This window comes from Micromonospora sp. NPDC005205 (genome assembly GCF_040608275.1).
GTDB lineage: Bacteria > Actinomycetota > Actinomycetes > Mycobacteriales > Micromonosporaceae > Micromonospora.
This window is the reverse complement of record NZ_JBEXHV010000001.1, coordinates 240,724-264,096: the sequence shown is the minus strand read 5'-3', so window position 1 is coordinate 264,096 and position 23,373 is coordinate 240,724. Positions and strand designations below refer to the sequence as shown.

The window sequence follows — 23,373 nt, the reverse complement described above, 5'->3', positions numbered from 1 at the left end:
TGAGAACAACCCGTGACAATTACCACCGCCAGTGGGAACGACGCAGGGCCCGCGCCGACGTGCGGCGCGGGCCCTGCGTACCGGATCGCCGGGAGGATTCCCCTGGCCCTCCGGCGATCCCCGGGGGTCAGGCCTGGCGGACGGCCTCGCCCTCGATCTCGATCTTGATCTTGCGGCTGACCAGCACGCCCCCGGTCTCCAGGGCGACGTTCCAGGTCAGGCCGAACTCCTCGCGGTCGATCTCGGTGCTCGCGGAGAAGCCGAAGATGTCCTGGCCGAACGGGCTGCGGCCGACACCCTCGAACTCCACCTCCAGCTCGACCGGACGGGTGACGTCCTTGATGGTCAGCTCACCGGTGAGCACGAACTCGCTGCCGCTACGGGACTTGACCCCGGTGCTGCGGAACTCGAGCGTCGGGAACTTCTCGGCGTCCAGGAACTCGGGGCTGCGCAGGTGCGCGTCCCGGTCGGCCTGGGTGGTGTCGACGCTGGCGGCCTGAATGGTGGCGACGACCGACGACTGCAGCGGGTCCTCGGCGACGGTGACGGTGGCGGTCGCGTCGTTGAACTCACCGCGAACCTTGCTCACCATCATGTGCCGGGCAACGAAGCCGACCCGCTTGTGCGCCACGTCGAGCGCGTAGGTGCCGGCCGCCGGGATGGTGAGGCCGTCCCAGTCGCGGGTAACCGTCTCGATGCTGCTGGTCATGCTGCTGTCCTCCAGGGGATTGTTTAATAGCCCAACGACTGCCTGAGCAACTATAACCGCAACAATATTCCCCGTGTCAAGCACTGGTATGATGAACGGGTGACCAACGTCTTCGACGATCCCCGGATCACCGCCGTCGGCCTGCTCTTCGAGGCACACGCCGGGCTGTCCGCCCGGTTCAACGCCCAACTCGAGGAGCACGGCCTCTCCGCGGTCGAGTTCGAGGTCATCACGCGACTGGCCCGCTCGCCGGGCAACCAACTACGCATGACCGACCTTGCCGCACAGACCTCTCTGTCGACAAGCGGAGTGACCCGGGTCGTGGACCGGATGGAGCGCGACGGGTTGCTGACCCGCCGGGCCTGCCCGAACGACCGCCGCAGCTCGTACGCGGTGGTCACCGCCTCCGGGATGCAACGCCTCAACGAGACGCTGCCCGGGCACCTTCAGATGATCGAGCAGTGGTTCACCGGGCAACTCGACCCGGAGGCGCTGGTGGCACTCCTCGACGGGTTGCGCCGCGTCCGCGACGCCGCTCATCCGTGCGCCACCGCCGGCAGTGACGACGTCAGCCCGGAGCAGGCCACCGCCACCGACGAAGCCACCCGACGGCACTGATCACCACTCGCCGTCGGGCGGCGGCAGCGGCAGAAAGACCGGCAGAACTGATCCAGCCAAGCTGGAGAATTCGGTCCAAGCCGACTTTCTGCCACCCCGCCGGTGGCAGGCTTCGGGCACCGGGGATCACCGGGGGGTGACGGCGCGGGCGATCAGCGAGGGGTAGCACCAAAGGGGGCTCTTCGCCCGCGCCACTCTCCCGTTGCGATCCGCTCGGAGACAGCGCAGGGCTCGATCCGCTCCGGGACAGCGCAGGGCTACTGAGCCGGTCCACCCCGGGCGGCGATCAGCGCGTAGAGCAGTCCCGACTCCTGCGGCAACAGCCTGATGCCGCTCTCCACACAGACCCGGTCCAGTCGATCGAGCACCGACGGGTCCGCAGTGCTCGCAGCCAGCCCCACCAGCGCCTCCACCACGTCGCGGCGATCCTGCCCCGCATGGTCGGCGGCGGCCGCGAACCACTCGGCAGCCAACTCCCGGTCCCCTCGGTGCAGCGCCAGGTTCCCCTCGATCAGCGCACAGAGCCCGGCCTCCGGGCCACCCCAGACCAGCGCCGAGTCGTCCGAACGCGGTCGCGGCACGGTGCGCGCCGGCAGCGCCTCCCCGCCCCCGGCGCGCAATTCGGTCAGCACCGCTGTCGCCTCCGCGGCCCGCCCGTCCTGGGCGAGCGCCAGCCCGACGGTCCCGAGCACCCGCCGGCGACGCCCGGGATCACCCAGCTCGGACAGGGCAGCGATCGCTCGCCGACCACGGTCGATGGCGTCCGCGTACCAGCCTTCCAGCCGGGCGACCTCGGCTCGATTGGCCCAGCCCAGCACCCGCAGCCGCTGCTCCCCACTCTCGGCGGCGAGTCGGTCCACCGCGGCGAGTCGGCGGCGGGCCGCAGCCAGATCGCCCGCGCGGATCTCGTGCCAGGCGAGGCTGTTCTGGGCCACCGCCAGGTCCCGGGTCCGCCCGTTGCGGGCGGCCAACCGCAGCAGCGCCTCGGCCTGCTCGCGAGCCTCGTCCTGCCGCCGGACGGAGATCAGCAGGGTGCCGAGCACGTTTCGCGCCTCCAACTCCCCGGTGACGTCGCCGGCCTGCCGGAAGGTGTCCAACGCCGCACGGGCCGTCGACAACTCCTCGGCACCGGCGCCGTGCTCCGCCGCCAGCCGGGCGACGCCGAGGGCGGCCCAGCCACGCAGGAGAGGATCGGCGTCGGCGGTCCGCGGGTCCGCCAGCAGCCGCCGCAGCCACTGCCGCCCGACGACGTCGCGTCCGCGGAACCGCCACCAGCGGGTCAGGCAGGCCGCCAGCCGCAGCGCTGTCAACGGGTCGTCGGTGGCCGCGTGGGCCAACGACGAGCTGATGTCACTGCTCATCTCGTCCAGCCGGTGCACCGCGTCGGGTAACCGTGGGCCGATCAGGTCACTGGCGGTACGGGCCACCAGGCGCGCGATGACCTCCGCGTGTCGACGCCGGATGCAGGTCAGCTCACCTCCGCCGGCCGCCTGCTCGACGGCGTAGTCCCGAACCGCGTCGAGCAGCCGGAACCGGAACGACCCGGTGCCGCGTACGCTCAGCAGCCCCAACTCGACGAAGCGGTCCAACAGTGGAACCGGGTCGATCGCCACGGTGCCGTCCCGGTCGGCCTCGTCGACGAGCATCTCCTCGGCCAACTCGACCGACCAGCGGTTACCGAAGACGGCCAGTTTCCGCAGCGCGGCCTGTTCGTCAGACGCCAGCAGGCGGTAGCTGAACGCCACCGCGTCCCGCAGGGTGACGGCGACCGAGACCGCCGCACTGGTGTCGGTTCCGCTCGTCCGGCTGCCGAACGCCACCGGTGCGTCCCAGGCCGGGTGGGCGGGCGCGTCCGCAGGTGTGGCCAGGTCGAGCACCCGATCGCCGTACCTGTCGAGCAGTTCGGTGAGGTCGAGGAGACGGCCCCGGGCGGCCATCAGCTCGATGGCCAACGGCAGCCCGCCCAACCGGCGCACCAACGCGGCGAGCGCCGGCAGCTCAGCGGGGGTGGGCGGCTCTCGGCGGACCTGAGCGAGCCGGGCGGTGAACAACGCGACAGCCGGCCACGATTCGAGCCCGGAGTGCTCGGCCTCCGGTGGTGGCACGTCCAGTGGCGCGACCGGCCAGACCCGCTCGCCGGGCAACCCGACCGGGTGCCGCCCGGTGACCAGCACCCGCAGCGAGGGCAGCGCTCCGAGCAACCGGTGCACTGTCGCGGCCACCGGGCCCGGGGCGCGCTCCACAGCGTCCATCACCAGCAGCGTCGGCCGCCCGGCGAGCAGCGCCACGAGTTCGGACAGGCGCGCCACGCCGAGCACGGACATCGAGGCGGCGAGCACGTCCGGACCGTCGGCGCCCTCGCCCACCAGCACCCCGGCAACACCGGCCGGGTGAGCGGCGGCCACCAGGTGCGCCACCGACGTCGCCAGGGCGGTCTTGCCGACGCCGGCCAGCCCGACGAGGCTCACCAACCGGGGTCCCCGCTCCGCGGTCAGCATTTCGGCCAGCTCGGTGAGGTCGCGCTCCCGGCCGATCAACTCCACCGGCGGCGGGAGCGCGACCGCCCTGTCGGCGGGGGCGGCGGCCGACGTGGCGTTGCCGCCGACCGCCAGCGCCGTCGAAGTGACGTCCGGCGAGGCCGGTTCGGCACCGGCGCCGCGGGCAGCGGCCAGGAACGCCGCCCGACTGGTGCCGGTCAGCGCCAGTGCCCCGGCGAGCAGTTCCACAGTGGTGCGCTGTGGCCGGTTCGATCGGCCACGCTCCAGGTCACGGACCGTCCGCACACCCACCCCGGCTCGGGACGCCAGCTCGGCCTGGGTGAGGCCGGCGGCGCGTCGATGCCCGCGGAGCAGCTCCGGCAGGGTGGTACGTCCAGCCGGGCTCCGCGACCATTCATGATCCGGAGTCATGGGCTCGAAGAGTACGGATGGACTACGACCGTCGGCAGTCGAACGTCGGGCTACTGACGCCCGCTCGCCGAAACCCGACAGCCGTACGGACAGCCCGTCCGGGACGACCGGCCGATCAGTTCGGCCGGGCCGCTCAGAGGCCCAGATCCCGAGCGATGATCATCCGCTGCACCTCGCTGGTGCCCTCGCCGATCTCCAGGATCTTGGAGTCCCGCCAGAACCGGGCCACCGGGTACTCGTTCATGAAGCCGTACCCGCCGTGGATCTGGGTGGCCTCCCGGGCGTTGTCCACGGCGATCGTGCTGGCGTGCAGTTTGGCGATGGCAGCCTGCCGCTTGAACGGCTCGCCGGCCAGCATCCGTGCGGCGGCGTCGTAGTACGCGAGGCGAGCGGTGTGCGCCTTCAGCTCCATGTCGGCGATCTTGAACTGGATGGCCTGGTTGGCGCCGATCGGCTGACCGAAGGCGTGCCGCTCCTTCGCATACTTGATCGACTCGTCGACACAGCCTTGCGCGAGGCCGACGGCGAGCGCGGCGATCGCGATCCGGCCCTCGTCGAGGATCCGCAGGAACTGCGCGAAACCCCGACCCCGGGCGCCGAGCAGGTTGGCGGCCGGCACCCGGCAGTCGTCGAAGGTCAGCTCGTGGGTGTCCGAGGCCGTCCAGCCCACCTTGGAGTAGCCGGGCGCGACGGCGAACCCGGGCGTTCCGGTGGGGACGATGATCGTCGACAGCTCCTTGGAACCGTCCGGGTTCGTGCCGGTCACCGCGGTGACGGTGACCATGGCGGTGATGTCGGTACCCGAGTTGGTGATGAACGCCTTCGATCCGTTGATCACCCACTCGTCGCCGTCCAGCACGGCCCGGGTCTGCGTGCCGGCGGCGTCCGAGCCGGTGCCGGGCTCGGTGAGACCGAAGCCGGCCAGCGCCTCGCCGCTGAGCAGTCGGGGCAGCCAGGTCGCCTTCTGCTCCTCGGTGCCGAAGCGGTAGATCGGCATCGCGCCCAGCGAGACCGCCGCCTCCAGGGTGATGGCCACGCTGGAGTCGACCCGGGCCAGCTCCTCCAGGACCAGGCAGAGCGCGAAGTAGTCGCCGCCCATGCCGCCGTGTTCCTCGGCGAAGGGCAGACCGAACAGGCCCATCTTGCCCATCTGCCGGATCACCTCGTAAGGGAAGGTGTGTTGCTCGTAGTGCTCGGCGATGACCGGGGCGATCACCTCGCGGGCGAATTCCCGCACGCTCTCGCGCAGCGCCGCTTGTTCGTCGGTGAGCCGGAAGTCCATCTCATCCTCCTGTAAGGACGGTCCGCCCCGGCGCTCGTGACGCCGGGGGCGGGTCGCTGTGCGGGCCTGAGTCGATGGTCAGACCGGGGTGACGCCGTGCCGACGGCGGGAGAAGTGCCGATCCTTGGTACGCGCCGCCGCGAATCGACGGACCAGTTCGGTGCGCAGGTCCTGCGGCTCGACGATGGCGTCCACCACCAGCTCGCTGGCCAACCGGACGACGTCGATGTCCTGCTCGTACTCGGCCCGCTTGGCGGCGACGAAGGCCGCCCGCTCGTCCTCGTCGGCAACGGCGGCGATCTTGTTGGCGTAGACAGCGTTCACGGCGGCCTCGGCGCCCATCACGGCGATCTTCGCGGTCGGCAGCGCGATGGTGGCGTCCGGCTCGAACCCGGGCCCGGCCATCGCGTAGAGACCGGCGCCGTACGCCTTGCGGACCACCACGCAGATCTTCGGAACTGTCGCCTCGGAGATCGCGGTGATCATCTTGGCGCCGTGCCGGATGATGCCCTGCTTCTCCACCGCGCTGCCGACCATGAAGCCGGGCACGTCGCTGAGGAACAGCAGCGGCACGTTGAACGCGTCGCAGAGCTGCACGAACCGGGTGGCCTTGTCGGCCGAGTCGACGAAGAGCACGCCGCCCTTGAACATCGAGTTGTTGCCGACCACACCGACGACCTGGCCGTCGAGGCGGCCGAAGCCGATGGTCAGCTCCTTGGCCCACAGCGCCTGGATCTCGAAGAACGACCCCTCGTCGAGCAGGCCCTTGACGTACCGCCGCATGTCGAACGCCTGCCGCTCACTGGCCGGCACCAGGGCGGCCAGGTCGGCCTTCGCGGGCGCGGCGACCGCCGGCGCGGTCGGCGGCGCCTGCGTCCAGTTCGCCGGCAGGTACGACAGGTAGGTCTTCACCACGTCGAGCGCGTCGGCCTCGGTCTTGCAGAGGAAGTGCCCCACGCCGGATTCGGCGGTGTGCACCTTCGCCCCGCCCATCGCCTCCAGGGTGGTCTTCTCGCCGGTGACCATCTCGACCATCCGGTCGGAGCCGAGGTACATGCTGGCGTTGCCGTCGACCAGCGCCACCACGTCGCAGAACGCCGGGATGTAGGCACCACCGGCGGCGCTCGGGCCGAACAGCGCGCAGACCTGTGGGATCGAGCCGGAGGCACGGACCTGGTTCCAGAAGATCTTGCCGGCGCCACGCCGACCGGGGAAGAGATCGACCTGGTCGGTGATCCGGGCGCCGGCCGAGTCGACCAGGTAGACCATCGGCACGCCGGCGCCGTACGCCCGCTCGATGATCCTGATGATCTTTTCGACGGTGCGGGCACCCCAGCTGCCGGCCTTGACCGTGGAGTCGTTGGCCATCAGGCAGACCTGTCGGCCGTCGATGGTGGCGGTGCCGGTCACCACGCCGTCGGCGGGCAGCCCTTCGGCCATCGTGTTGGCGTAGAGGCCGTCCTCGACGAACGAGCCCTCGTCGACCAGGAGCGCGACCCGTTCACGGGCGAAGAGCTTGCCCTTGGCCGCGTTGGCCGCGTGGTACTTGTCCGCGCCGCCGGACCGGGCCCGCTTGCGCAGCTGCTCCAGTGCCTCACCGTCGAGCGTCACGCCGACTCCTCCGCCATACTGACCTGAACGATCGTTAGGCTAGCGCATCGGCGCGGTTGTCGGCGACCTACGAGCGAACCAGACAGTTGAGCCGAGAGCAAGACATTGAAAAACGTGAATACATATCGCTAGGCTCCTGACACCCCTTCTTTCAGATCGGAGTCAGCGATGACCTCACGACTCAACCGGCTCGCCGTCGCGATGCTCGCGACGACACTCGCCACCCTCGGCATCACGGTCGCCAACCCGTCGCCCGCGTCCGCCGCCATGACCATCTGCTACAACACCAGCCAGGCGGGCAGCTACGCCAGCGTCGCCAACCAGGCCGCCTCGATCTGGAACAACGCCACAGTCAACCTGACACTCTCCGCCAACTGCGGCTCCAACCTGCGCATCTACCGGATCACCGGCGGCGGCTCGTACGCCCAGCGGACCAGCCTCGGCAACGGCCGGGTCTACATCGACACCCAGCAGGCCGCCCAGTACAGCGTGCTGCGGATCATGACCCACGAGATCGGGCACATCCTCGGCCTGCCGGACAACTACAACGGGAACTGCGCGCTGCTGATGTCCGGCGGCAGCGCCGGCACCAGCTGCACCAACGCCTACCCGAGCACCGCCGAGGCGAACCGGGTCAGCAACCTCTTCGCCGGCACGTTCAGCGCCACCGACCGCAGCGCGGACATCTTCCGCGACAGCTGGCCGAGCGCGCTCACCACGGTGAACTGACCGAACCCGCCAAAAAACGAAGGGGCCGGCGCGTGCGCCGGCCCCTTCGTCGCGTCCTCAGCTCGGCAGCGGCGTCAGCCGGGTACGCGGACCGGCCCGCAGCACACCCGACGGCAGCTTCTTGCCGAGCAACTCCTCGGCCAACTCCGCCACCTCGATGAGCGCCGGCAGGTCGATGCCGGTGTCGATGCCCATGTCGTGCAGCATGTGCACGGCCTCCTCGGTGGCCAGGTTGCCGCTCGCCCCCGGCGCGTACGGGCAGCCACCGAGGCCACCGACGCTCGCGTCGAACTCGGTCACCCCCAGCTCCAGCGCGGTCAGCAGGTTGGCCAGCGCCGTACCCCGGGTGTTGTGGAAGTGCAGCAGGACCGGCACGTGCGCGTTGCGGTCGCGTACCGCGGTCAGCAGCTCGCGGACCCGACGTGGGGTGCCCATGCCGGTGGTGTCGCCGAACGCGACCCGGTCCGCGCCGTCGCGGACCACCCGGTCCACGATCCCGGCCACCCGCTGCGGATCGATGTCCCCCTCGTACGGGCAGCCGAAGCTGGTCGCCACGATCACCTCGACCCGCGCCGACGCGCCTTGCAGCAGGTCGATCAGCTCGGCGATGTCGTCCAGCGACTCGTCAGTGGACCGGTTGACGTTGCGCCGGTTGTGCGTGTCACTGGCCGAGACCACCACCTCGATCTCGGTGAACCCGGCGGCGAGGGCCCGCTGGGCGCCCCGGGTGTTCGGCACCAGCGCGGAGTACCGCACCCCGTCGGCCTTCACCGCCCGCTGCCACACCTCGTCGGCGTCGGCCATCTGCGGGATCGCCCTCGGGTGCACGAACGACACCGCCTCGATTCGGCGTACGCCGGTGCCGGAGAGGGCGTCGAGCAGCCGCACCTTGGCGTCGGTCGGGATCGGGTCCTCGTTCTGCAACCCGTCGCGCGGCCCGACCTCACGGATCGAGACGGAATCTGGCAACTGGCTCATCGGTCACCTCGCTGTGACGTCGGATCGGGACAGCACGTCGGCCGCTTTGCTCTGCTGCCCTATGTGCGCCGGCTACTGTCCGTCATCGGGCAGCGGCTGGCGCATATAGGTAAGCAGAGCAAAGGGCCCACAAACCAGTCTTGCCCGGCCGCCAGGCGGCACGGCCAGACCGCACCGCCCCAGCGGCCTACCCGTTCAGCGCATGCGGGAGACGATGCCCGTGTCGTAGGCGCCGGAGCGGAACTCCTCGTTCTCCAGCAACTCGGCGAAGAAGGGGACGTTGTTCTTCGGACCCTCGATCTGGAACGCCGCGACGGCTGCCTTGGCGCGATCGAGCACCTCGTCACGGGTCGCGCCGCTGACGATCAGCTTGGCCAGCAGGCTGTCGTAGAACGGGGTGACCGTGTTGCCCTCGGTGTAGCCGGAGTCCACCCGGACACCCTCACCCGTCGGCTCCACCCACGTCCTGATCACACCCGGGCCGGGCAGGAAGCGCTTCGGGTCCTCCGCGTTGATCCGCATCTCGATGGCGTGCCCACTCGGGGTCAACGCGTCCGGGTCGAACGTCGGCGCCAACCCGGAGGCCACCCGCAACTGCTCCTCGACCAGGTCGATGCCGTACACGTACTCGGTCACCGGGTGCTCCACCTGCAACCGCGTGTTCATCTCCAGAAAGAAGAAGTCTTCGGAGCCGGGAGCGTCGCCCTCGGAGTCCCGCTCACGCGGGACCAACAGGCACTCCACGGTGCCCGCGTTGCGGTAGCCGACCGCCTCGCCGGCCCGCACCGCCGCCGCCAGGAGCCGGGATCGCAGCTCCGGCGAGACAGCCGGCGACGGGGACTCCTCGACCAACTTCTGGTTGCGCCGCTGCACCGAGCACTCCCGCTCGCCGAGCGCCACCACCCGGCCGTCGGCCAGGCCGAGGATCTGCACCTCGACGTGCCGAACCCGGGGAAAGTACCGCTCGATCAGCACCGAGCCGTCGCCGAACATCCGCTCGGCGAACGCGCGCACCTTGTCGTACTCGGTGCGTAGCGCGGCCTCGTCGACCGCCACGCCCATGCCCATGCCGCCACCGCCGGCGGCGGCCTTGACCATCACCGGGTAGCCGATCTCGGCCGCGGCCGTCACCGCAGCGTCCAGGTCGGCGGCCGGGTCGGTGGTGCCCGGCGCGACCGGAACACCGGCCGCCGCCATCAGGTTCCGGGCGTTGATCTTGTCGCCCATCGCGGTGATCGCGTCCGCGTCGGGTCCGACCCAGATCAGGCCGCTCGCCTCGACGGTACGGGCGAACTCGGCGTTCTCCGACAGGAAGCCGTACCCGGGGTGGATCGCCTGCGCGCCCGTCGACTTGGCGGCAGCGAGGATCGCCTCGGTGTTGCGGTAGCTCAGCGCCGGGTTCGGTGGGCCGATGAGGACCGCCTCGTCCGCCTCCGCGACGAACGGCAGGTCGGCGTCGGCCTCCGAGTGCACCGCGATCACGCGGATGCCGAGCCGCTTGGCGGTCCGGATGATCCGGCGGGCGATCTCGCCCCGATTGGCGACCAGCAGTGACTCGATCATGTTTCCTCCCGGCGTCCGGATGGTGGGACGATGTCAGGGAATCATGACCGGCACGGTTCTGACGAGTCGGCTCAGGCGAGCAGCGCGGCCAGTGTCGCTCCGCGCAGCAGCTCCGCGCGGCGTCGCCGGTCCACCTCACCACCGAGGAACGGCGTCGAGTTCATCAGGCCGAACGCGGCGTGCGCGAGCACCCGGGCCTCCCCGTCGGGCATCCCCGGGTGCAGCGCGGTGAGCACTGTCACCCACTCCTCGACGTAGAGCCGTTGCAGGCGACGGATCCGCCGCCGCGGCTCCTCGGGCAGGCGGTCCAGCTCGTGCAGGTGCAACGCGATCACCGCCGGGTTGGCCAGCGCGAACTCGACGTGGAAGTCGATCAGCGACTCCAGGACGCCGCGCGGGTCGTCCGAGCGCCCGACGGCGCGTTCCCGCCCACCGGCCAGCAACCCCTCACTGACGGGAATCAGCGCGGCGGCCAGCATGGCTTCCTTGCCGGCGAAGTGGTGGTAGAGCGCCGGACCGGTGACCCCGGCGGCCGCGCCGATGTCGTCCATCGAGACGCCGTGATAGCCACGCGCCGCGAACAGACCTACCGCGATCTCCAGGATCTCGTCCTTGCGGGACCTGCGCCGGCCCGCGCCCGCCGCACCCCGTGCCTGCTGCTCCACCGTCACCGGACAAGCCTAGACCGCGAGGAGCCCGCGATGGTTGCCGGTCAGTCCCGTCCGTCCGTCCCGGACCGGGCCGCCCCTGACCTGGCCAGGGGCGGCCGCCGAGGTCAGTCGTCCTCGTCCAGGTCGTGTTCGGCGCGCAGCGCCGCGGCTTCCGTGGGCCGATCGAGCAGATCCAACACCCGAGCCAGCAGCCAGGCCGTCTGGCGGACCTGCCGCGAGGCGGCCGGCAACCCGCCGAGTACGCGGCGCAGCAGCGGCTCCGCCTCGGCCGGCCGGTCCAGGCGCAGCAGCAGCTCACCGATCAGGGCCTCCACCTGGGCGGCCTCGCCGAACGCCTCGATCGAGCGCAACCGGTCCGGCACCCCGGTGAGCCGGCCCAGGGCCTCGTCCGGGCGGTCCGCACCGGTGAGCACCCGCGCTCCGGCCTCGGCCGCCAGTGCCAGCTCGTACAGCACCGGCGGTTCGGCCTGCCCGGCCAGCTTCGCCGCCAACGCGTCCATCACCTCGACGGTGCGCAACGCCGCGTCCCGGTCGTCGGCCCAGAACCAGGCGTACGTCTCCCGGCGGCGAGCACGCAGCTCGTCGAGCGGCAGGTCACCGAGCCGGTACGCCTCGGCCGCGGCGGCGAACCGCTCGCCCGCCGCCGCGTCCCGGTCTGCGTCGTAGAGGATCCCGCCGGCCTCCTCCAGAACCTGCGCCCGGTGCGGAAGGTTGTCCGGTCCGTCCAGATTGCCGGCCAACTGCTCCAACAGCGCCAACGCGGGATCGATCTCACCAAGTCCGGCGTAGACGCCGGCCAGCAGGTGCCGGCAGCGGTCGGCCTCCGCCTGAGCGCCCAACCGGTCCAGACCGAGCACGGCCTCCTCGGCGACCTCGGCGGCCTCGGCTAGCCGGCCCACGATCCGGTACGAGTTCGCCAGCTCCCACCGCAGGAACGCGTCCCCCTCGGCGCCCCGCTCCACGCACAGCGTCACCGCCTCGACGAAGTCGTCGACCGCGTCCGCAGCCTGGCCGGCCGCCAGCAAGGCACGAGCGCGGGCGACCCGGACGGGCAGCTCCGCGTCCGCCGGTGCCGCCTCCAACGCCTCGTCGCAGGCGGCCACGGCGTCCGCCGGATCGTCGACCAGCCGCGCGTACGCCAGGCAGGCACCGGTGACCACCTCGCCGACACCCAACTCCCGGCCGATCCGGCGTGCCTCGTCGACGGCGGCGCGGGCCTCGTCGACGCGGTCCAACTGCTCCAGCAGGTGCCCCCGGTGCAGTGCGATCCGGGCCGCCAGGTGCCGATCGCCGCCCGCGTCGGCCGGTACCCGGTCGAGCGCGGCGAGCGCGTCCGCCCAACGTTCGCGGTGCAGCAGCGCCAACGCCACCCGGTCGTGTCCGGCCGCCCGCTGCTGGGCGTCGCCGAGCCGGTCCAGGACGTCGGCCGCCTCCCGGGTCAGCAGCAGGCCCTCCTCGGTGTCCTCGTCGGACCGGGTCAACAGCACGCCGAGCCGCCCGGCGACCGTCTGGGCCGCCACCTCTTCGCCCGCCTCCCGGTACAGCTCCAACGCCGCCCGATTCAGCGTGATCGCACCCTCGATGTCGTCCTCGTCGCCACGCTCCGACGCGCGCAGGGCCAGCCGGTGCGCGGACGTGCGGGCGGGCAGCTCGGCGGAGCCGAACCGGTCGTCGAAGGCAACCAGCGCCGCCCGGAAGGTGCCCCGGTCGTGCCGGCCCCAGCTCCGCTCCGCGAGGTCCAGCAGATCGTCCGGGCCGGCGTCTTCAGGCACTGTCACGACCTGTGGTTCAGCCCTGCCGGTTCGCACCCGCCGGGCCCGGTCCGCGGACGACGCCGGTGTCCCCGGCGCGCCGGCCGGCTCGTCCCCGACCGGTCGGGCCGGACGGCGGCGGACGCTCGCGGACAGCGGCACATGCTCGCCGCTCGCCCGCACGGCCAGCCGACTGGCGATCCACTCCGACTGGTGGCTCGTGCCGTTACGGGCGTCGAAGCGGGCGGCCAGACCGGCAGCGGTTTCGGCCAGCTCGTCCGCCAACGACGCCGCCGACACCTCGGCGGCCGGCCGGCCCTCGGCGGCCCGGCGGTACACGGCCGACGGGCCGGCCTGACGCAGGGCCGCGGCGGCCGCCGCCGAGAAGTGCATGGCGGCGGCCGGCGACGGCGGCCGGTCCAGCCAGTCCAGGTGCCGCTCGACCAGCTCGATGGCTCGCGCCTCGTTGCCGGTCAGCGTGCAGAACTCGACGTGGTCCGCGATGTCCCACAGGTTGGCGAGATTGCCGCGCTGCCGGCGGTACGCCTCCCGGTGCGCGTCCCGCGCCTCCTCGACCCGCCCGGTCCGCAGGTACGGCAGGAGCAGCGCGGTGAGGATCGACTGCGGCTGCTCGTTGCAGTTGAGCCGGCCGGCGAGCACCGGCTCGGCCAGCTCCACCGCCTCGACGTCCCGCCCGGTGTCGGCGAGGTAGCCCACCTGGCTCGTGGGGTCACAACCGGCGCAGTCGGACAGGGCGTCGCGCGGGGTGGTCTGCCAGAGGCGGTACCAGTGCGCCGCGGCCTCGACGTCGCCCACGTGGTCGGCGACCCGGAACCGGTGCTTGTGCACGGCCTGCAGGCTGTGCCCGCCGGCCCGGTAGCGGCGTTCCATGTCGTCCAGCACGGCGTACGTGCGGTCGAGCGGCACCTCCGGGAAGTTCAGCAGGCCGTTGATCATGTACTTGAAGTGCCAGAGCAGGTTGTGCAGGTGCCCCTGGTGGTACGGCTGCGGGTCGCTGTCGAACTCGGACAGGCACCAGGAGAAGGTCACGAAGGACTTGGCCGGCTCACCGCCGTAGATGTAGCCGGTGGTGGCCTGCATCCGGGTGACGAATGCGAGGTGCCGGTCGTCGGCGGCGTCCACCCGGCGCAGCAACTGCTCCAGGGCGGCGATCTGCCCCGCCCCGTACGGCATGTCGGCGATGCCGCGAAGCACCCGCCACAGATCCTCGTCGCTCATGCTCACTCCCGTCCCGGGACAGCCCGGCCGAGCAGGCCGAGGAAGGAATCGTTCAGCAACGCCGCGTCGGCGGCGCGGATCGGATGGTGGCCGAGCAGCAGCGCCTGCCCGTACAGCGCCTCGATGGCCAGACCGACCAGCTCCGGATCGCTAAGCACGGTCACCCGTCGTACCAGCGGGTTGCGGTGGTTGAGCACCAACTGCGGACGGTCCGGCGGGGCGGTGGCGGCGAGCGCGTCGAGCACTCCACCCCACAGCTCGTCGGCCCGGTCCCGGCTGGCCGCGAGCTGGTCGTTGAACGCCGCCGACCGGCTGACCAGGTAGAGCGCGGGCAGGGAAACCGGGTCGTACGCCCGGATGACCACCTCGCAGCCGGAACGCTCGACGGCCCGCTGCGCCGCCGCGAGGAACTGTCGCAACGCCAACTCCACCTGCGGGTCGAGCGCGTCGAACCGGGTGGTGAGGTCACTCGGCTCCAGCCGCTCGATGAGCACCGAGCGGTCCACCACCGGCAGCCGCTCGATCAGCTCGGTGTCGTACGTGTAGCCGGCGTTGACCACCGCCAGGTCCTGCGCGGCGGCGACAGCGGCCAGTTGACGGAACTCGTCCAGGCTGGCCGCGTAGCGGACCACGCCGTAGCGCTCCCGGAACTCGGCGAGGGTGAGCGTGCCGACGTTGGTGTCCATGGGCCACCACCGGTCGACCAGCCGGAGCATCTCGTCGTCGTGCAGCGCCAGGGCCTTCACGCCGAGGTGGTGCACCTGGAGGAACTCGGCCAGCCGGTGCGGGTCGTGCCGGGCCAACCGGACCAGCCAGCCGCGCACCTGGTCGCCGAGTGCCTCCCGGGTCGCCGTCAGCAGGGTGTCCTCGTAGAGGGCCTCCCGGCTGGCGGTCGGGCGCAGCTCGGTCGCGTCCACCACGCAGTGTGCGAAGAACGCCCATTCCGGCAGCAGCCCGTCGGCGTTCTCGGTGAGCAGCATCCGCTTGAGGTAGACGCGGTGCCCGGCCCGGGCCGCCGGGTTCACCGGCGTCGGCAGGATGACGGCGACGCCGGTCAGCCCGGCCTCCGGCACGGCCAGCGGCAGGACGTCGAACGGGTCCACGCCGAGCGTCTCCCGGGCGTACCGGATCAGCGCCGCGCGGTCCAGCGGCGCTCCCGGCGTGGTCGGCCAGGGCGGCTCCCCGGCGGTGGTGACGACGTCGCCGACGCGGACGGTGACCGGCAGCAGCGCGCCGAAGAGCCGGGCCAGGTCGGTGACGGTCGCGGTGGTGAACCACTGGTCCGCGTCGCGGCGGGGCACCAGCGTGACGGTGGTGCCCGGCTCGGCGCGAGCGGCCTCCGGCGGGGCCACCGTCACCGCGTATCGGCCGTCGGCGTACCCGGTCCAGCGAACCGTGGGCTCGTCGCCGTGCCGGGTGAGCACCTGGATCTCGTCGGCCACCAGGAAGCAGGAGAGCAGACCGATGCCGAACTGGCCGAGGAACTCGTGCCGGGAGAAGCCGAGCTCGTCGCGCTTCGAGCTGCGGCCGATGGTGGCCAGCAGCTCGTGCACCTGCGCCTCGGTCAGGCCGATGCCGGTGTCGTGCACCCGCAGAGTGCCGTCGCCGGTGCTGTCCGGGGGTTCGATGCGTACCAGCGCCGGCGCGTCCGGTTCGGTCCTGCGGCGGGCGGTGATCGCGTCCACCGCGTTCTGGAGCAGCTCACGGACGTAGACCCGCGGGCTGCCGTAGAGGTGATGACTGAGCAGGTCAACCACGCCACGTAGGTCGACCTGGAAAGTGTGATCCACGCCTGTTGTCTCCCCGTCCCGATATCGGCGCTCACCGTACCCATGATCACCGACCGGCGCGGTCCCCTCTCTGCCCGGCGGCTTGACCCTCGACCCGGTCGAACCGGCACGGTCGCCGGCATGACTTCCTCCGCTCTGGGCCGGGACTTCCAGCTCCTGTGGTCCGCGGCCGTCTCGTCCCGGTTCGGGGACGCGCTGCGTACCCCGGCGCTGGCCCTGCTGGCCGCGACCGTGACCCGTGATCCGCGGATCATCGCGGCGGTCACCGTGGCCGGGCAGTTGCCGCCGCTGCTCTTCGGCCTGCTCGGCGGCGTGTACGCGGACCGCTGGGACCGCCGTCGGACGATGGCGGTGGTCGACGGGGTACGCGCGGCAGTGGTGGCGGCGCTGGCCGTGGTGGTCGCGCTCGACCGGGTCAGCGTGCTGGTGCTGCTGGTGGTGGCGTTTCTGCTCGCCACGTTTGGCACTCTCTTCGACTCCGCGTCGTTCGCGCTACTCCCCGCGCTGGTGCCACCGGACGCGCTGCCCCGGGCGAACGGTCGGCTCCAGGCGGGGGCGGCGGTGGCCGGTGGGTTCCTCGGGGCGCCCGCCGCCGGTGTCCTGTTCGCCGTCGCCCCGGCACTTCCGTTCGCAGTCGACGCCGTCACCTTCGCGGCGGCAGCCCTGCTCGTGCTGGCCCTCGGTGCGCCTCCCGCCAGCACCCCGGGAACGGCACGGCGGCGCGACACTGTGTGGGGCGAGATCGTCGAGGGGCTGCGGTGGTTGGTGGCGCACCGGACCCTGTGGCGGGTCACCGTGCTCACCGCCGCGAGCAACCTGGCGATCAGCGGAATCATGGCGGTGCTGGTGCTCTACGCGCTGGACGTGCTCCGGGTGCCACCGGCCGGGTACGGGCTGTTCGCCGCCGCCGCCATCGTCGGGGGTGTGGCGGGGGCGCTCGGGGCGGGACGGCTCGCCGCCCGACTCGGCACGGTGCCGGCGCTGCGTGCGGTGCTGGCAGTGGAGACCGTGGCGTTGACCGGCTTCGCGCTGGCTCGGCATCCGGTGTCGGGCGGGATCGCGCTCGCCGTCTTCGCCGCCGGCACCGTGGTGTGGAACAGCCTGTGGGCGTCGTACGGGCAGCGGCAGGTGCCGAGCGAACTGCTAGGGCGGGTCGGTGCGGCCCAGCGGATGGTCGGTCTGCTCACCGCACCGCTCGGGGCGGCGCTCGCCGGGCTGGGCGCCGCGTCGTACGGCACGGCACCGGTGGCGGGCGCTGCGGCGGCGACGTTCGCGCTGGTCACCGTCGCCGCGTGGCGGACACTGCGACCGGCTGTGTCCGCCGTGTCGAGCGGCGCGGGTTAGCCCGGCGTCCGCTCCCGGTGCGACAGCCCGGACAGGCGCAGCGCGATGCGTCGGCGGGCCGGTGGAACGGCACCGAGCAGCCGGAGCAGCACGTCCCGGGCGGGCCGACGAGCCGGTGAGACACCGGCCATCCTGGTCAGCCCGGCGGCGAAGCTCAGCACGTCCTCGGCCATCGGCCGCTGCCGGGCGGTGTAGTCGTCGAGCAGCGTCTCCGGGCCGCCGTCGAGCACGTCCGCCACTGCGGTGCCGAGTGCCACCGCGTCGCAGATCCCGAGGTTCATGCCCTGCCCGCCAGCCGGGCTGTGCACGTGCCCGGCGTCGCCGGCCAGCAGCACCGGTCCGACTCGGAAGGTGTCGGCGATCCGGTGGTGCACCCGGAACCGGGAGCCCCAGAGCACCTCGGTCACCCGGTCGGGTCGTCGCGCCGGGCCACGCTCGTCGAGCAGCGCCTGGAGGTAGGCCGCGTCCGGTTCGGTCGGGGCGTCCGCCACGGCGGCGACCAACCGGACCACCCCGCCGGGCAGCGGCGCCCAGACCAGCGGCCCGGGGCGGGCGAGGAAGAGCGCCGCCTCGTCGCGGGGCAGCACGCTGCGCACCCGCACGTCGGCGAGCACGAAGGACTCCTCGTCGCTGCTGCCGGTGAAGCCGATGCCGGCCAACTGTCGGACCGTGCTGTGCAGGCCGTCCGCGCCGACCACGAACCGGGCCCGCAGCGCCGCCCCGTCGACCTGCGCGAGCATGCCGTCACCGGCGCGGCTCAGCCCGGTGAGCTGGCACGGCCGTCGTACCTGGACATCGCGTTCAGCCAACTTCTCGGTGAGCACGGCCTCGGTGACCGCCTGGGAGACCAGCAGCGCGTAGGGGAAGCGGGACGGCAACTCGTGGAACGGCACCGACAGCAGCACCCGGTCCCGGTCGCGCACCGTGAAGCGCGGCGTCCGCACCGCCTGGGCGATCAGCGGCGCCGCGGCGTCGATCCGGTCCAGCACCTCCAAGGTGTACGCGTGCACGACGGCAGCGCGGGAGGTCGTCGGCGGCGCGGCCAACCGGTCCAGCACCGTCACCTCGACGCCGCGCCTTGCCAGCGTCAACGCGGTGGCGAGACCGGTGGGGCCCGCGCCCACCACCAGGACGTCGGTGCTCGTGGGCAGCATGGCCACCTCCAGAAAGCCGTTGCCAACACTTGTTGGCAAACACTTGTTGGCAACGCTAGGGCCCGCCCGATTGCGTGTCAACACTTGTTGGCCTACGGTCGTTGGCATGACCAGCCCGACGCGCTCCCGACGCTCCGACACCACCCGGGCGGCGATCCTGCGAGCGGCCCGGGAACGGTTCGCGGCGGACGGCTACGAGCGCGCCACGATCCGGGCCATCGCCGCCGACGCCCAGATCGACCCCTCGATGGTGATGCGCTACTACGGCAGCAAGGAGGGGCTGTTCGCGGCGGCGGCCGAGTTCGACCTACGCCTGCCCGACCTGACCTCGGTGCCGCCCGCTCGACTCGGTGAGGTGCTGGTCCGGCACTTCCTCGCGCGCTGGGAGGGCGACGAGACCCTGGTGGCGCTGCTGCGGGCCGCCAGCACCAACCCCGGCGCGGCCGAACGCATGCGCGGCATCTTCGCCGACCAGCTCACCGCCGCCGTGGCCACGTTCGGCGGCGACCCGGCGCTGACCGCCCGACGGGCCGGCCTGGTGGCCAGCCAGATCCTCGGCCTCGCCTTCACCCGGTACATCGTCCGCCTGCCGCCCATGGTCGACACCCCGCCGGACGACCTGGTCTCCTGGATCGCGCCGACGCTCCAGCGCTATCTGACCGGAACGCCACCGGGCTGACCCAACCTTTTCCCACCTCCCGTGCGTCTGCCAGTTGACGCGTACAGCGCGACGGCCGGGAGGGGGGCGGATGGCGCCGCCGAAGGACGACGGACGCGACGGCTACCTCGCCTTCGTGGAGAACCACCAGCACCGGCTGCTCCGCGCGGCCTACCTGATCTGCGGCAACCAGCATCAGGCCGAGGACCTCCTCCAGGACGCGCTGCTGAAGCTGGCGCTGCGCTGGCCCTCGGTCCGCAACGGCGACCCCTCCGCGTACGTGCGGGCCATCCTCTATCGCGACTCGGTGTCGTGGTGGCGTCGCCGACGGCGGGAATGGCTCAGCGCCGCACCGCCGGACCAGGTGGCCCACGACCGTGACGGCGCGTTACGGCTGACGATGCACGACGCGCTGGGCCTGCTGCCACCACGGCAGCGGGCCGTGCTGGTGTTGCGCTACTACGAGGACCTGACCGAGGTCGCCACCGCCGAGGCGCTCGGGGTGACCGTCGGCACCGTGAAGAGCCAGTGCCACGCGGCGCTGCGCCGACTCCGCGAGGTCGCCCCGGACCTCGCCCGCGATGCCCGACCGAGCCAGGGCTCGGCCGATCTGGCCAGCGGCTTGGAGGTGAACCCGTGAACGAGCAGGAACTGCGCCAACTGCTGACAGTCAGCGTCGAGGACGTGCTGCCCAGCCAGCCGGCCGCCGCCGGATGGGAGCGGGCTCGACGCACCCGGCGTAACCGGCGGGCCGTCGGAGTGGTCGCCGTGGCCGTGCTCCTTGTCGGCGGTGGCACCGTTGCGGCGCTGCGACCGCCCGCCGATCCGGTACCGGTCCCACCGGTCGGCCCGACGGTGACCCCGACCGCCGATCCCACCCACGCTGGTCCGGTGCAGCGACCGCCCGCAGACCTGACCTACCCGCCCGATCCGTTGGCGAAGCTCGGTGCCCCGGCGACGGTGCCGCTCTCCGAGCGACCGGTCCAGCGGGCACTGGCACTGTTCCAGCCGCTTGACGAGGAGGGTCGCGAGGACGGCTCGGTTCGGGTGCTCGGCAACGACGGCGTGGTGCGCAGCCTCGACGTGGTGCCGCTGGCACCCACCCGGGACGCGAGCGGCAATGAGGTAGCGGCCCTCAGGCCGGGAGTGCTGTCGCCGGACGGCCGGTCGGCCGCGTTCGCGCAGACCAAAGAGCTGATCATGATCGACCTCACCACGGCGGCCGTCCGCCGGATACCGCTCGACGGCTACCTGGAGCAGGTGGTGTGGGCGCACGACCGGGTGCTGGTCGGGGGCGACGACCGGACGTACGCGGTGGACCGCGCTACCGGAGCGGCCAGCCCGATCGACGTGTCGACCTGGGAGTTGATCGCGCCCGACCCGGCCGCCGGCCGCGAGGCCCCGCTCATTGAGACGTACGGCGAGGGGACCAGCCTGCAGTTGCGCAGCCGAACCGCCCGGGAGGGCAAGCTCCGCTCCGAACAGCCGATCAACGCCTCGGCGCTGCCGTCGCCCTACCAGGTCAACGAGTTCTACGGCCGGGGCTGGCTGCACGGCGAGCGGCTGGCCCGAGCAGCCTGGATCACCAGCGGCGAGATCAGTGGCGCCGAGGGGGCCGCGGTGCTGGACGCGCGGACCGGCGCCGTGCTCCACCTGCTCGACCTGGGCCGGGAGCGCGGCAAGGGCTGTTGCGAGGTGCTGGGCTGGGACAACAGGGGCGCGGTGCTGCTCCGACTGGAACCGGCCGCCCTGGCGCGCTGGCATCCGGAGACCGGCGAGATCACCGGAATCATCCGCGACCTGCGCGGCGTGATCGTGCTGGCCAGCTGACAGGGGTCGCGTCGCCTCGACGTGATCGACTCGGGTTCATGGATACCGCGGTGTCCCAGCGAAGGGGACAGCTCGACATCAGGGAACCCGAGTCGATCACACAACGAACCGGTCAGACGGCCAGGCCGCCGGGCTGATCGCCCTTGACCACTGGCGCCCGGACCAGGTTGCCCCACTCGGTCCACGAGCCGTCGTAGTTGCGCACCTGCGGGTAGCCCAACAGGTGCCGCAGCACGAACCAGGTGTGGCTGGACCGCTCGCCGATCCGGCAGTACGCGATCACGTCGTCGTCCGGGCTCAGCCCGAGCTGGTCGGCGTAGATCACCTTCAGCTCGTCGGCCGACTTGAACGTGCCGTCCTCGTTGGCGGCGGACTTCCACGGCTTGCTGACCGCGCCCGGGATGTGCCCACCGCGCAGCGCACCCTCCTGGGGGTAGTCCGGCATGTGCAGCATCTCGCCCGTGTACTCACCCGGCGACCGGACGTCGACGAGTGGCCGGCCGGACGCGACGTGCGCCATGACCTGCTCCCGGAAGGCCCGCAGTGGGGCGTCGTCACGCAACGGCACCGGATAGTCGGCGCGCGGGCGAGCCGTCTTGTCGCGGGTCACCTCGCGCCCCTCGGCGATCCACTTCTGCCGGCCGCCGTCGAGCAGTCGCACATCGGCGTGGCCGAAGAGTGAGAAGACCCAGAGGGCGTACGCGGCCCACCAGTTGAAGTTGTCGCCGTAGAAGACGACGGTGTCGCCCCGGCCGATGCCCTTCGCGGCGCACATCTCGGCGAAGCTCGCGGCGTCCAGGTAGTCCCGGGTCACCTGATCGTTCAGCTCCAGGTGCCAGTCGACCTTGACCGCACCGGGAATGTGACCGGATTCGTAGAGCAGCACGTCCTCGTCGGACTCGACGACGACGAGGCCCTCATCGCCCAGATGCTCGGCCAGCCACTCGGTGGTGACCAGCCGCTGCGGGTCCGCGTACGACTGGAGGCGGGGATCGGGATCGTTCGGCACAGACATGATCCCCAAGGTACGCCGGATCGCCGCCAGCGACCGCTGTAACGGGACCGGCCCACCACCCGCACGGGATGGTGGGCCGGTCGGCCGATCCACTGGCTACTGGTCGCCGGCCTGCGCCGGGTTGCTGGGCGGCGGGTTGCCGACGAAGAAGATGAAGGATGCCGAAGCCGACTCGGTGCCGCTCCGGTCGATGCTCCAGACGGTGAGCATGGTCAGCCCGGCCTTGGCCGGCGTCCAGGTCACCGATCCGGTGCCGTCGGCCGCCGCGGCCACGGTGCTGGTCACCGTGTTGAAGCTGTAGCGGTAGCTGACCACGTCAGCCTGGCGCGGCGTGAAGGTGAAGACACCGGGCACACCCGGCGCCCCACTGGTGGCGCCCTGCCGATAGACCGTCGCGGTGATCTTCGGGGTGGTGGACAGCACGAAGGTGCTCGTCGTGGTGGCGGTCACGCCGTCGGCGGTCACGCTGGTCACGGAGAGCGTCCGGTTGCCGCCCCTGGTGGCGGTGACGGTGAGCGCTGCGGTGCCGTCGGCCGCCGCCTCGACGGTCTGCTCGGGGTCGCCGTCCAGTTGGAACCGGTAGCGGACCACCCCAGCCATCTGCGGCTGCACTGTGAACGTCGTCGGCACGCCGATCTCAGTGAGTCTGCCGGTGACGATCGGTGCGACGTCGCTGGCCCGGAACTCGTACCTCGCCTCGGGAGACCTGTTCCCGGCCGCATCCAGGCTCCACACCAGGAGGGTGTTGGGGCCCGCATCGGGGTGGAGCGTGACGGTTGCCGAGCCGCCGAGGTGGTCCGCCGACACCGCGTGGACGCCGTCCCCGCCGAGCAGCTCATACCGGAAGCCGACCGCGTCCGGTGTCGCCGCCGCGTCGAAGGTGAACCGACCCGGCAGCGCCGGGGTCCAGCCCTCGACGGGGAAGTCGGTGGAGGTGACGATCGGGGCGACCACCGGGCCTTGGAAGTCGGTCCGGAGATAGCAGAGGCCGCTCCACTCCCCGGTTGCCCAACTGTCCGCCGCCCGCACCTGCCACGCGTACACCCGGTCGTGGGTGAGCGTCTCCCGTTCGACGAGGACGCTCTCCCGATCACCTTCCCGACCGTACTGGCCGAACCGTTCGATCCGAGCGGTCGGCTCGTCGACAGGCCAGAGCGCGAAGGTGGTGGTCAACCTGTCGGTGCCACCGCTCTCGTTGATGTCCTGGTCATGCAGGATGGCGGAGAGCGCCACATCGTCGTTCTGCCACAACTGGTACGGCTCGGCCGTCGTACACGGTTCGCCGGAGGTTTGCAGCTCGGTCGGCGCGCCCGGTGGGTTGTTGGCACCAATGGGAAGCTCGTTCGCTGCGGCCGGCGCGGCCGGGAGCGTGAGGATCCCGGCGGCGACCGCCACGGAAAGCCCCACGGTCAGCAGGGCCCGGGCCGGTCTTGCGGATGTCGTCGTGCCAGGCATGAAGGTCATCCCTCATCTACCTTTCCCCGATGTCCCCGCCTTCCGATCAGCGGGGGCAGCGGATGCT

At 71.8% G+C, this 23,373-nt stretch carries 18 protein-coding genes; 6 read left to right on the top strand and 12 right to left on the bottom strand.

Annotated features, from left to right (window positions below):
* Positions 1–127 precede the first annotated feature (127 nt).
* Entirely contained in the window at positions 128–709 is a 582-nt protein-coding gene (locus ABZU43_RS01230) for a YceI family protein (RefSeq protein WP_355004597.1), read from the bottom strand.
* Positions 710–808: 99 nt separating this feature from the next.
* On the opposite strand from ABZU43_RS01230, the gene ABZU43_RS01225 reads away from it, so the two are divergent.
* Positions 809–1,327, top strand: a complete 519-nt coding sequence (locus tag ABZU43_RS01225; protein WP_355004596.1) for a MarR family transcriptional regulator — start codon at positions 809–811, stop codon at positions 1,325–1,327.
* A 257-nt stretch (positions 1,328–1,584) separates the two neighbouring features.
* Here the strand turns inward: ABZU43_RS01225 and ABZU43_RS01220 are convergent, their stop codons facing one another.
* From ABZU43_RS01220 to ABZU43_RS01210, 3 genes are all read right to left on the bottom strand, one after another.
* A complete protein-coding gene (locus tag ABZU43_RS01220; protein WP_355004595.1) occupies positions 1,585–4,236 on the bottom strand; it encodes a helix-turn-helix domain-containing protein in 2,652 nt (883 codons plus the stop codon).
* A 133-nt stretch (positions 4,237–4,369) separates the two neighbouring features.
* On the bottom strand, positions 4,370–5,518 hold the full coding sequence (locus ABZU43_RS01215; protein ID WP_355004594.1) for an acyl-CoA dehydrogenase family protein: 1,149 nt from the start codon (positions 5,516–5,518) through the stop codon (positions 4,370–4,372).
* A gap of 78 nt (positions 5,519–5,596) precedes the next feature.
* On the bottom strand, positions 5,597–7,129 hold the full coding sequence (locus ABZU43_RS01210; RefSeq protein WP_355004593.1) for an acyl-CoA carboxylase subunit beta: 1,533 nt from the start codon (positions 7,127–7,129) through the stop codon (positions 5,597–5,599).
* 168 nt (positions 7,130–7,297) lie between these two features.
* Here ABZU43_RS01210 and ABZU43_RS01205 point away from each other — a divergent pair, with 168 nt between their 5' ends.
* Positions 7,298–7,858, top strand: a complete 561-nt coding sequence (locus ABZU43_RS01205) for a snapalysin family zinc-dependent metalloprotease (RefSeq protein ID WP_355004592.1) — start codon at positions 7,298–7,300, stop codon at positions 7,856–7,858.
* A 57-nt stretch (positions 7,859–7,915) separates the two neighbouring features.
* Here the strand turns inward: ABZU43_RS01205 and ABZU43_RS01200 are convergent, their stop codons facing one another.
* The 5 genes from ABZU43_RS01200 to ABZU43_RS01180 form a co-directional block, all read right to left on the bottom strand.
* Entirely contained in the window at positions 7,916–8,836 is a 921-nt protein-coding gene (locus ABZU43_RS01200) for a hydroxymethylglutaryl-CoA lyase (RefSeq protein ID WP_355004591.1), read from the bottom strand.
* 195 nt (positions 8,837–9,031) lie between these two features.
* A complete protein-coding gene (locus ABZU43_RS01195) occupies positions 9,032–10,399 on the bottom strand; it encodes a biotin carboxylase N-terminal domain-containing protein (RefSeq protein ID WP_355004590.1) in 1,368 nt (455 codons plus the stop codon).
* A 71-nt stretch (positions 10,400–10,470) separates the two neighbouring features.
* Positions 10,471–11,070 carry a TetR/AcrR family transcriptional regulator gene (locus tag ABZU43_RS01190; protein WP_238669677.1) on the bottom strand — a complete coding sequence of 200 codons (600 nt, stop codon included), beginning with the start codon at positions 11,068–11,070 and terminating at the stop codon, positions 10,471–10,473.
* 104 nt (positions 11,071–11,174) lie between these two features.
* Complete coding sequence (locus ABZU43_RS01185; RefSeq protein ID WP_355004589.1) at positions 11,175–14,060, bottom strand: hypothetical protein; 2,886 nt, start codon at positions 14,058–14,060, stop codon at positions 11,175–11,177.
* A gap of 2 nt (positions 14,061–14,062) precedes the next feature.
* Positions 14,063–15,850: an HSP90 family protein gene (locus ABZU43_RS01180; RefSeq protein ID WP_355004588.1), complete on the bottom strand. Its 1,788-nt coding sequence runs from the start codon at positions 15,848–15,850 to the stop codon at positions 14,063–14,065.
* A 120-nt stretch (positions 15,851–15,970) separates the two neighbouring features.
* Between ABZU43_RS01180 and ABZU43_RS01175 the strand changes: the two genes are divergently transcribed.
* On the top strand, positions 15,971–17,194 hold the full coding sequence (locus tag ABZU43_RS01175; RefSeq protein ID WP_355004587.1) for an MFS transporter: 1,224 nt from the start codon (positions 15,971–15,973) through the stop codon (positions 17,192–17,194).
* Here the strand turns inward: ABZU43_RS01175 and ABZU43_RS01170 are convergent.
* Positions 17,191–18,387 carry an FAD-dependent oxidoreductase gene (locus ABZU43_RS01170; protein ID WP_355004586.1) on the bottom strand — a complete coding sequence of 399 codons (1,197 nt, stop codon included), beginning with the start codon at positions 18,385–18,387 and terminating at the stop codon, positions 17,191–17,193. The two genes, ABZU43_RS01175 and ABZU43_RS01170, sit on opposite strands and share 4 nt — an antisense overlap.
* Positions 18,388–18,454: 67 nt before the next feature.
* Between ABZU43_RS01170 and ABZU43_RS01165 the strand changes: the two genes are divergently transcribed.
* From ABZU43_RS01165 to ABZU43_RS01155, 3 genes are all read left to right on the top strand, one after another.
* Positions 18,455–19,027 (top strand): TetR family transcriptional regulator, encoded by a 573-nt coding sequence (locus ABZU43_RS01165; protein ID WP_355004585.1) that lies wholly within the window; start codon positions 18,455–18,457, stop codon positions 19,025–19,027.
* Positions 19,028–19,097: 70 nt separating this feature from the next.
* Positions 19,098–19,646: a SigE family RNA polymerase sigma factor gene (locus tag ABZU43_RS01160; protein ID WP_355004584.1), complete on the top strand. Its 549-nt coding sequence runs from the start codon at positions 19,098–19,100 to the stop codon at positions 19,644–19,646.
* Positions 19,643–20,836: a hypothetical protein gene (locus ABZU43_RS01155; protein ID WP_355004583.1), complete on the top strand. Its 1,194-nt coding sequence runs from the start codon at positions 19,643–19,645 to the stop codon at positions 20,834–20,836. Before ABZU43_RS01160 ends, ABZU43_RS01155 begins: the two co-directional genes overlap by 4 nt.
* A 112-nt stretch (positions 20,837–20,948) precedes the next feature.
* Here the strand turns inward: ABZU43_RS01155 and ABZU43_RS01150 are convergent, their stop codons facing one another.
* Positions 20,949–21,851: a sulfurtransferase gene (locus tag ABZU43_RS01150; RefSeq protein WP_355004582.1), complete on the bottom strand. Its 903-nt coding sequence runs from the start codon at positions 21,849–21,851 to the stop codon at positions 20,949–20,951.
* Between the two features lie 96 nt (positions 21,852–21,947).
* Complete coding sequence (locus tag ABZU43_RS01145; protein WP_355004581.1) at positions 21,948–23,315, bottom strand: hypothetical protein; 1,368 nt, start codon at positions 23,313–23,315, stop codon at positions 21,948–21,950.
* Positions 23,316–23,373: the final 58 nt, after the last annotated feature.

Bases quoted from the DNA above. Each gene is read 5' to 3' on its own strand.
- ABZU43_RS01195 (WP_355004590.1), bottom strand. From the start codon at position 10,399: ATGATCGAGTCACTGCTGGTCGCCAATCGGGGCGAGATCGCCCGCCGG.
- ABZU43_RS01165 (WP_355004585.1), top strand. From the start codon at position 18,455: ATGACCAGCCCGACGCGCTCCCGACGCTCCGACACCACCCGGGCGGCG.
- ABZU43_RS01160 (WP_355004584.1), top strand. From the start codon at position 19,098: ATGGCGCCGCCGAAGGACGACGGACGCGACGGCTACCTCGCCTTCGTG.
- ABZU43_RS01200 (WP_355004591.1), bottom strand. From the start codon at position 8,836: ATGAGCCAGTTGCCAGATTCCGTCTCGATCCGTGAGGTCGGGCCGCGC.
- ABZU43_RS01150 (WP_355004582.1), bottom strand. From the start codon at position 21,851: ATGTCTGTGCCGAACGATCCCGATCCCCGCCTCCAGTCGTACGCGGAC.
- ABZU43_RS01145 (WP_355004581.1), bottom strand. From the start codon at position 23,315: ATGACCTTCATGCCTGGCACGACGACATCCGCAAGACCGGCCCGGGCC.
- ABZU43_RS01175 (WP_355004587.1), top strand. From the start codon at position 15,971: ATGACTTCCTCCGCTCTGGGCCGGGACTTCCAGCTCCTGTGGTCCGCG.
- ABZU43_RS01230 (WP_355004597.1), bottom strand. From the start codon at position 709: ATGACCAGCAGCATCGAGACGGTTACCCGCGACTGGGACGGCCTCACC.
- ABZU43_RS01215 (WP_355004594.1), bottom strand. From the start codon at position 5,518: ATGGACTTCCGGCTCACCGACGAACAAGCGGCGCTGCGCGAGAGCGTG.
- ABZU43_RS01185 (WP_355004589.1), bottom strand. From the start codon at position 14,060: ATGAGCGACGAGGATCTGTGGCGGGTGCTTCGCGGCATCGCCGACATG.
- ABZU43_RS01220 (WP_355004595.1), bottom strand. From the start codon at position 4,236: ATGACTCCGGATCATGAATGGTCGCGGAGCCCGGCTGGACGTACCACC.
- ABZU43_RS01205 (WP_355004592.1), top strand. From the start codon at position 7,298: ATGACCTCACGACTCAACCGGCTCGCCGTCGCGATGCTCGCGACGACA.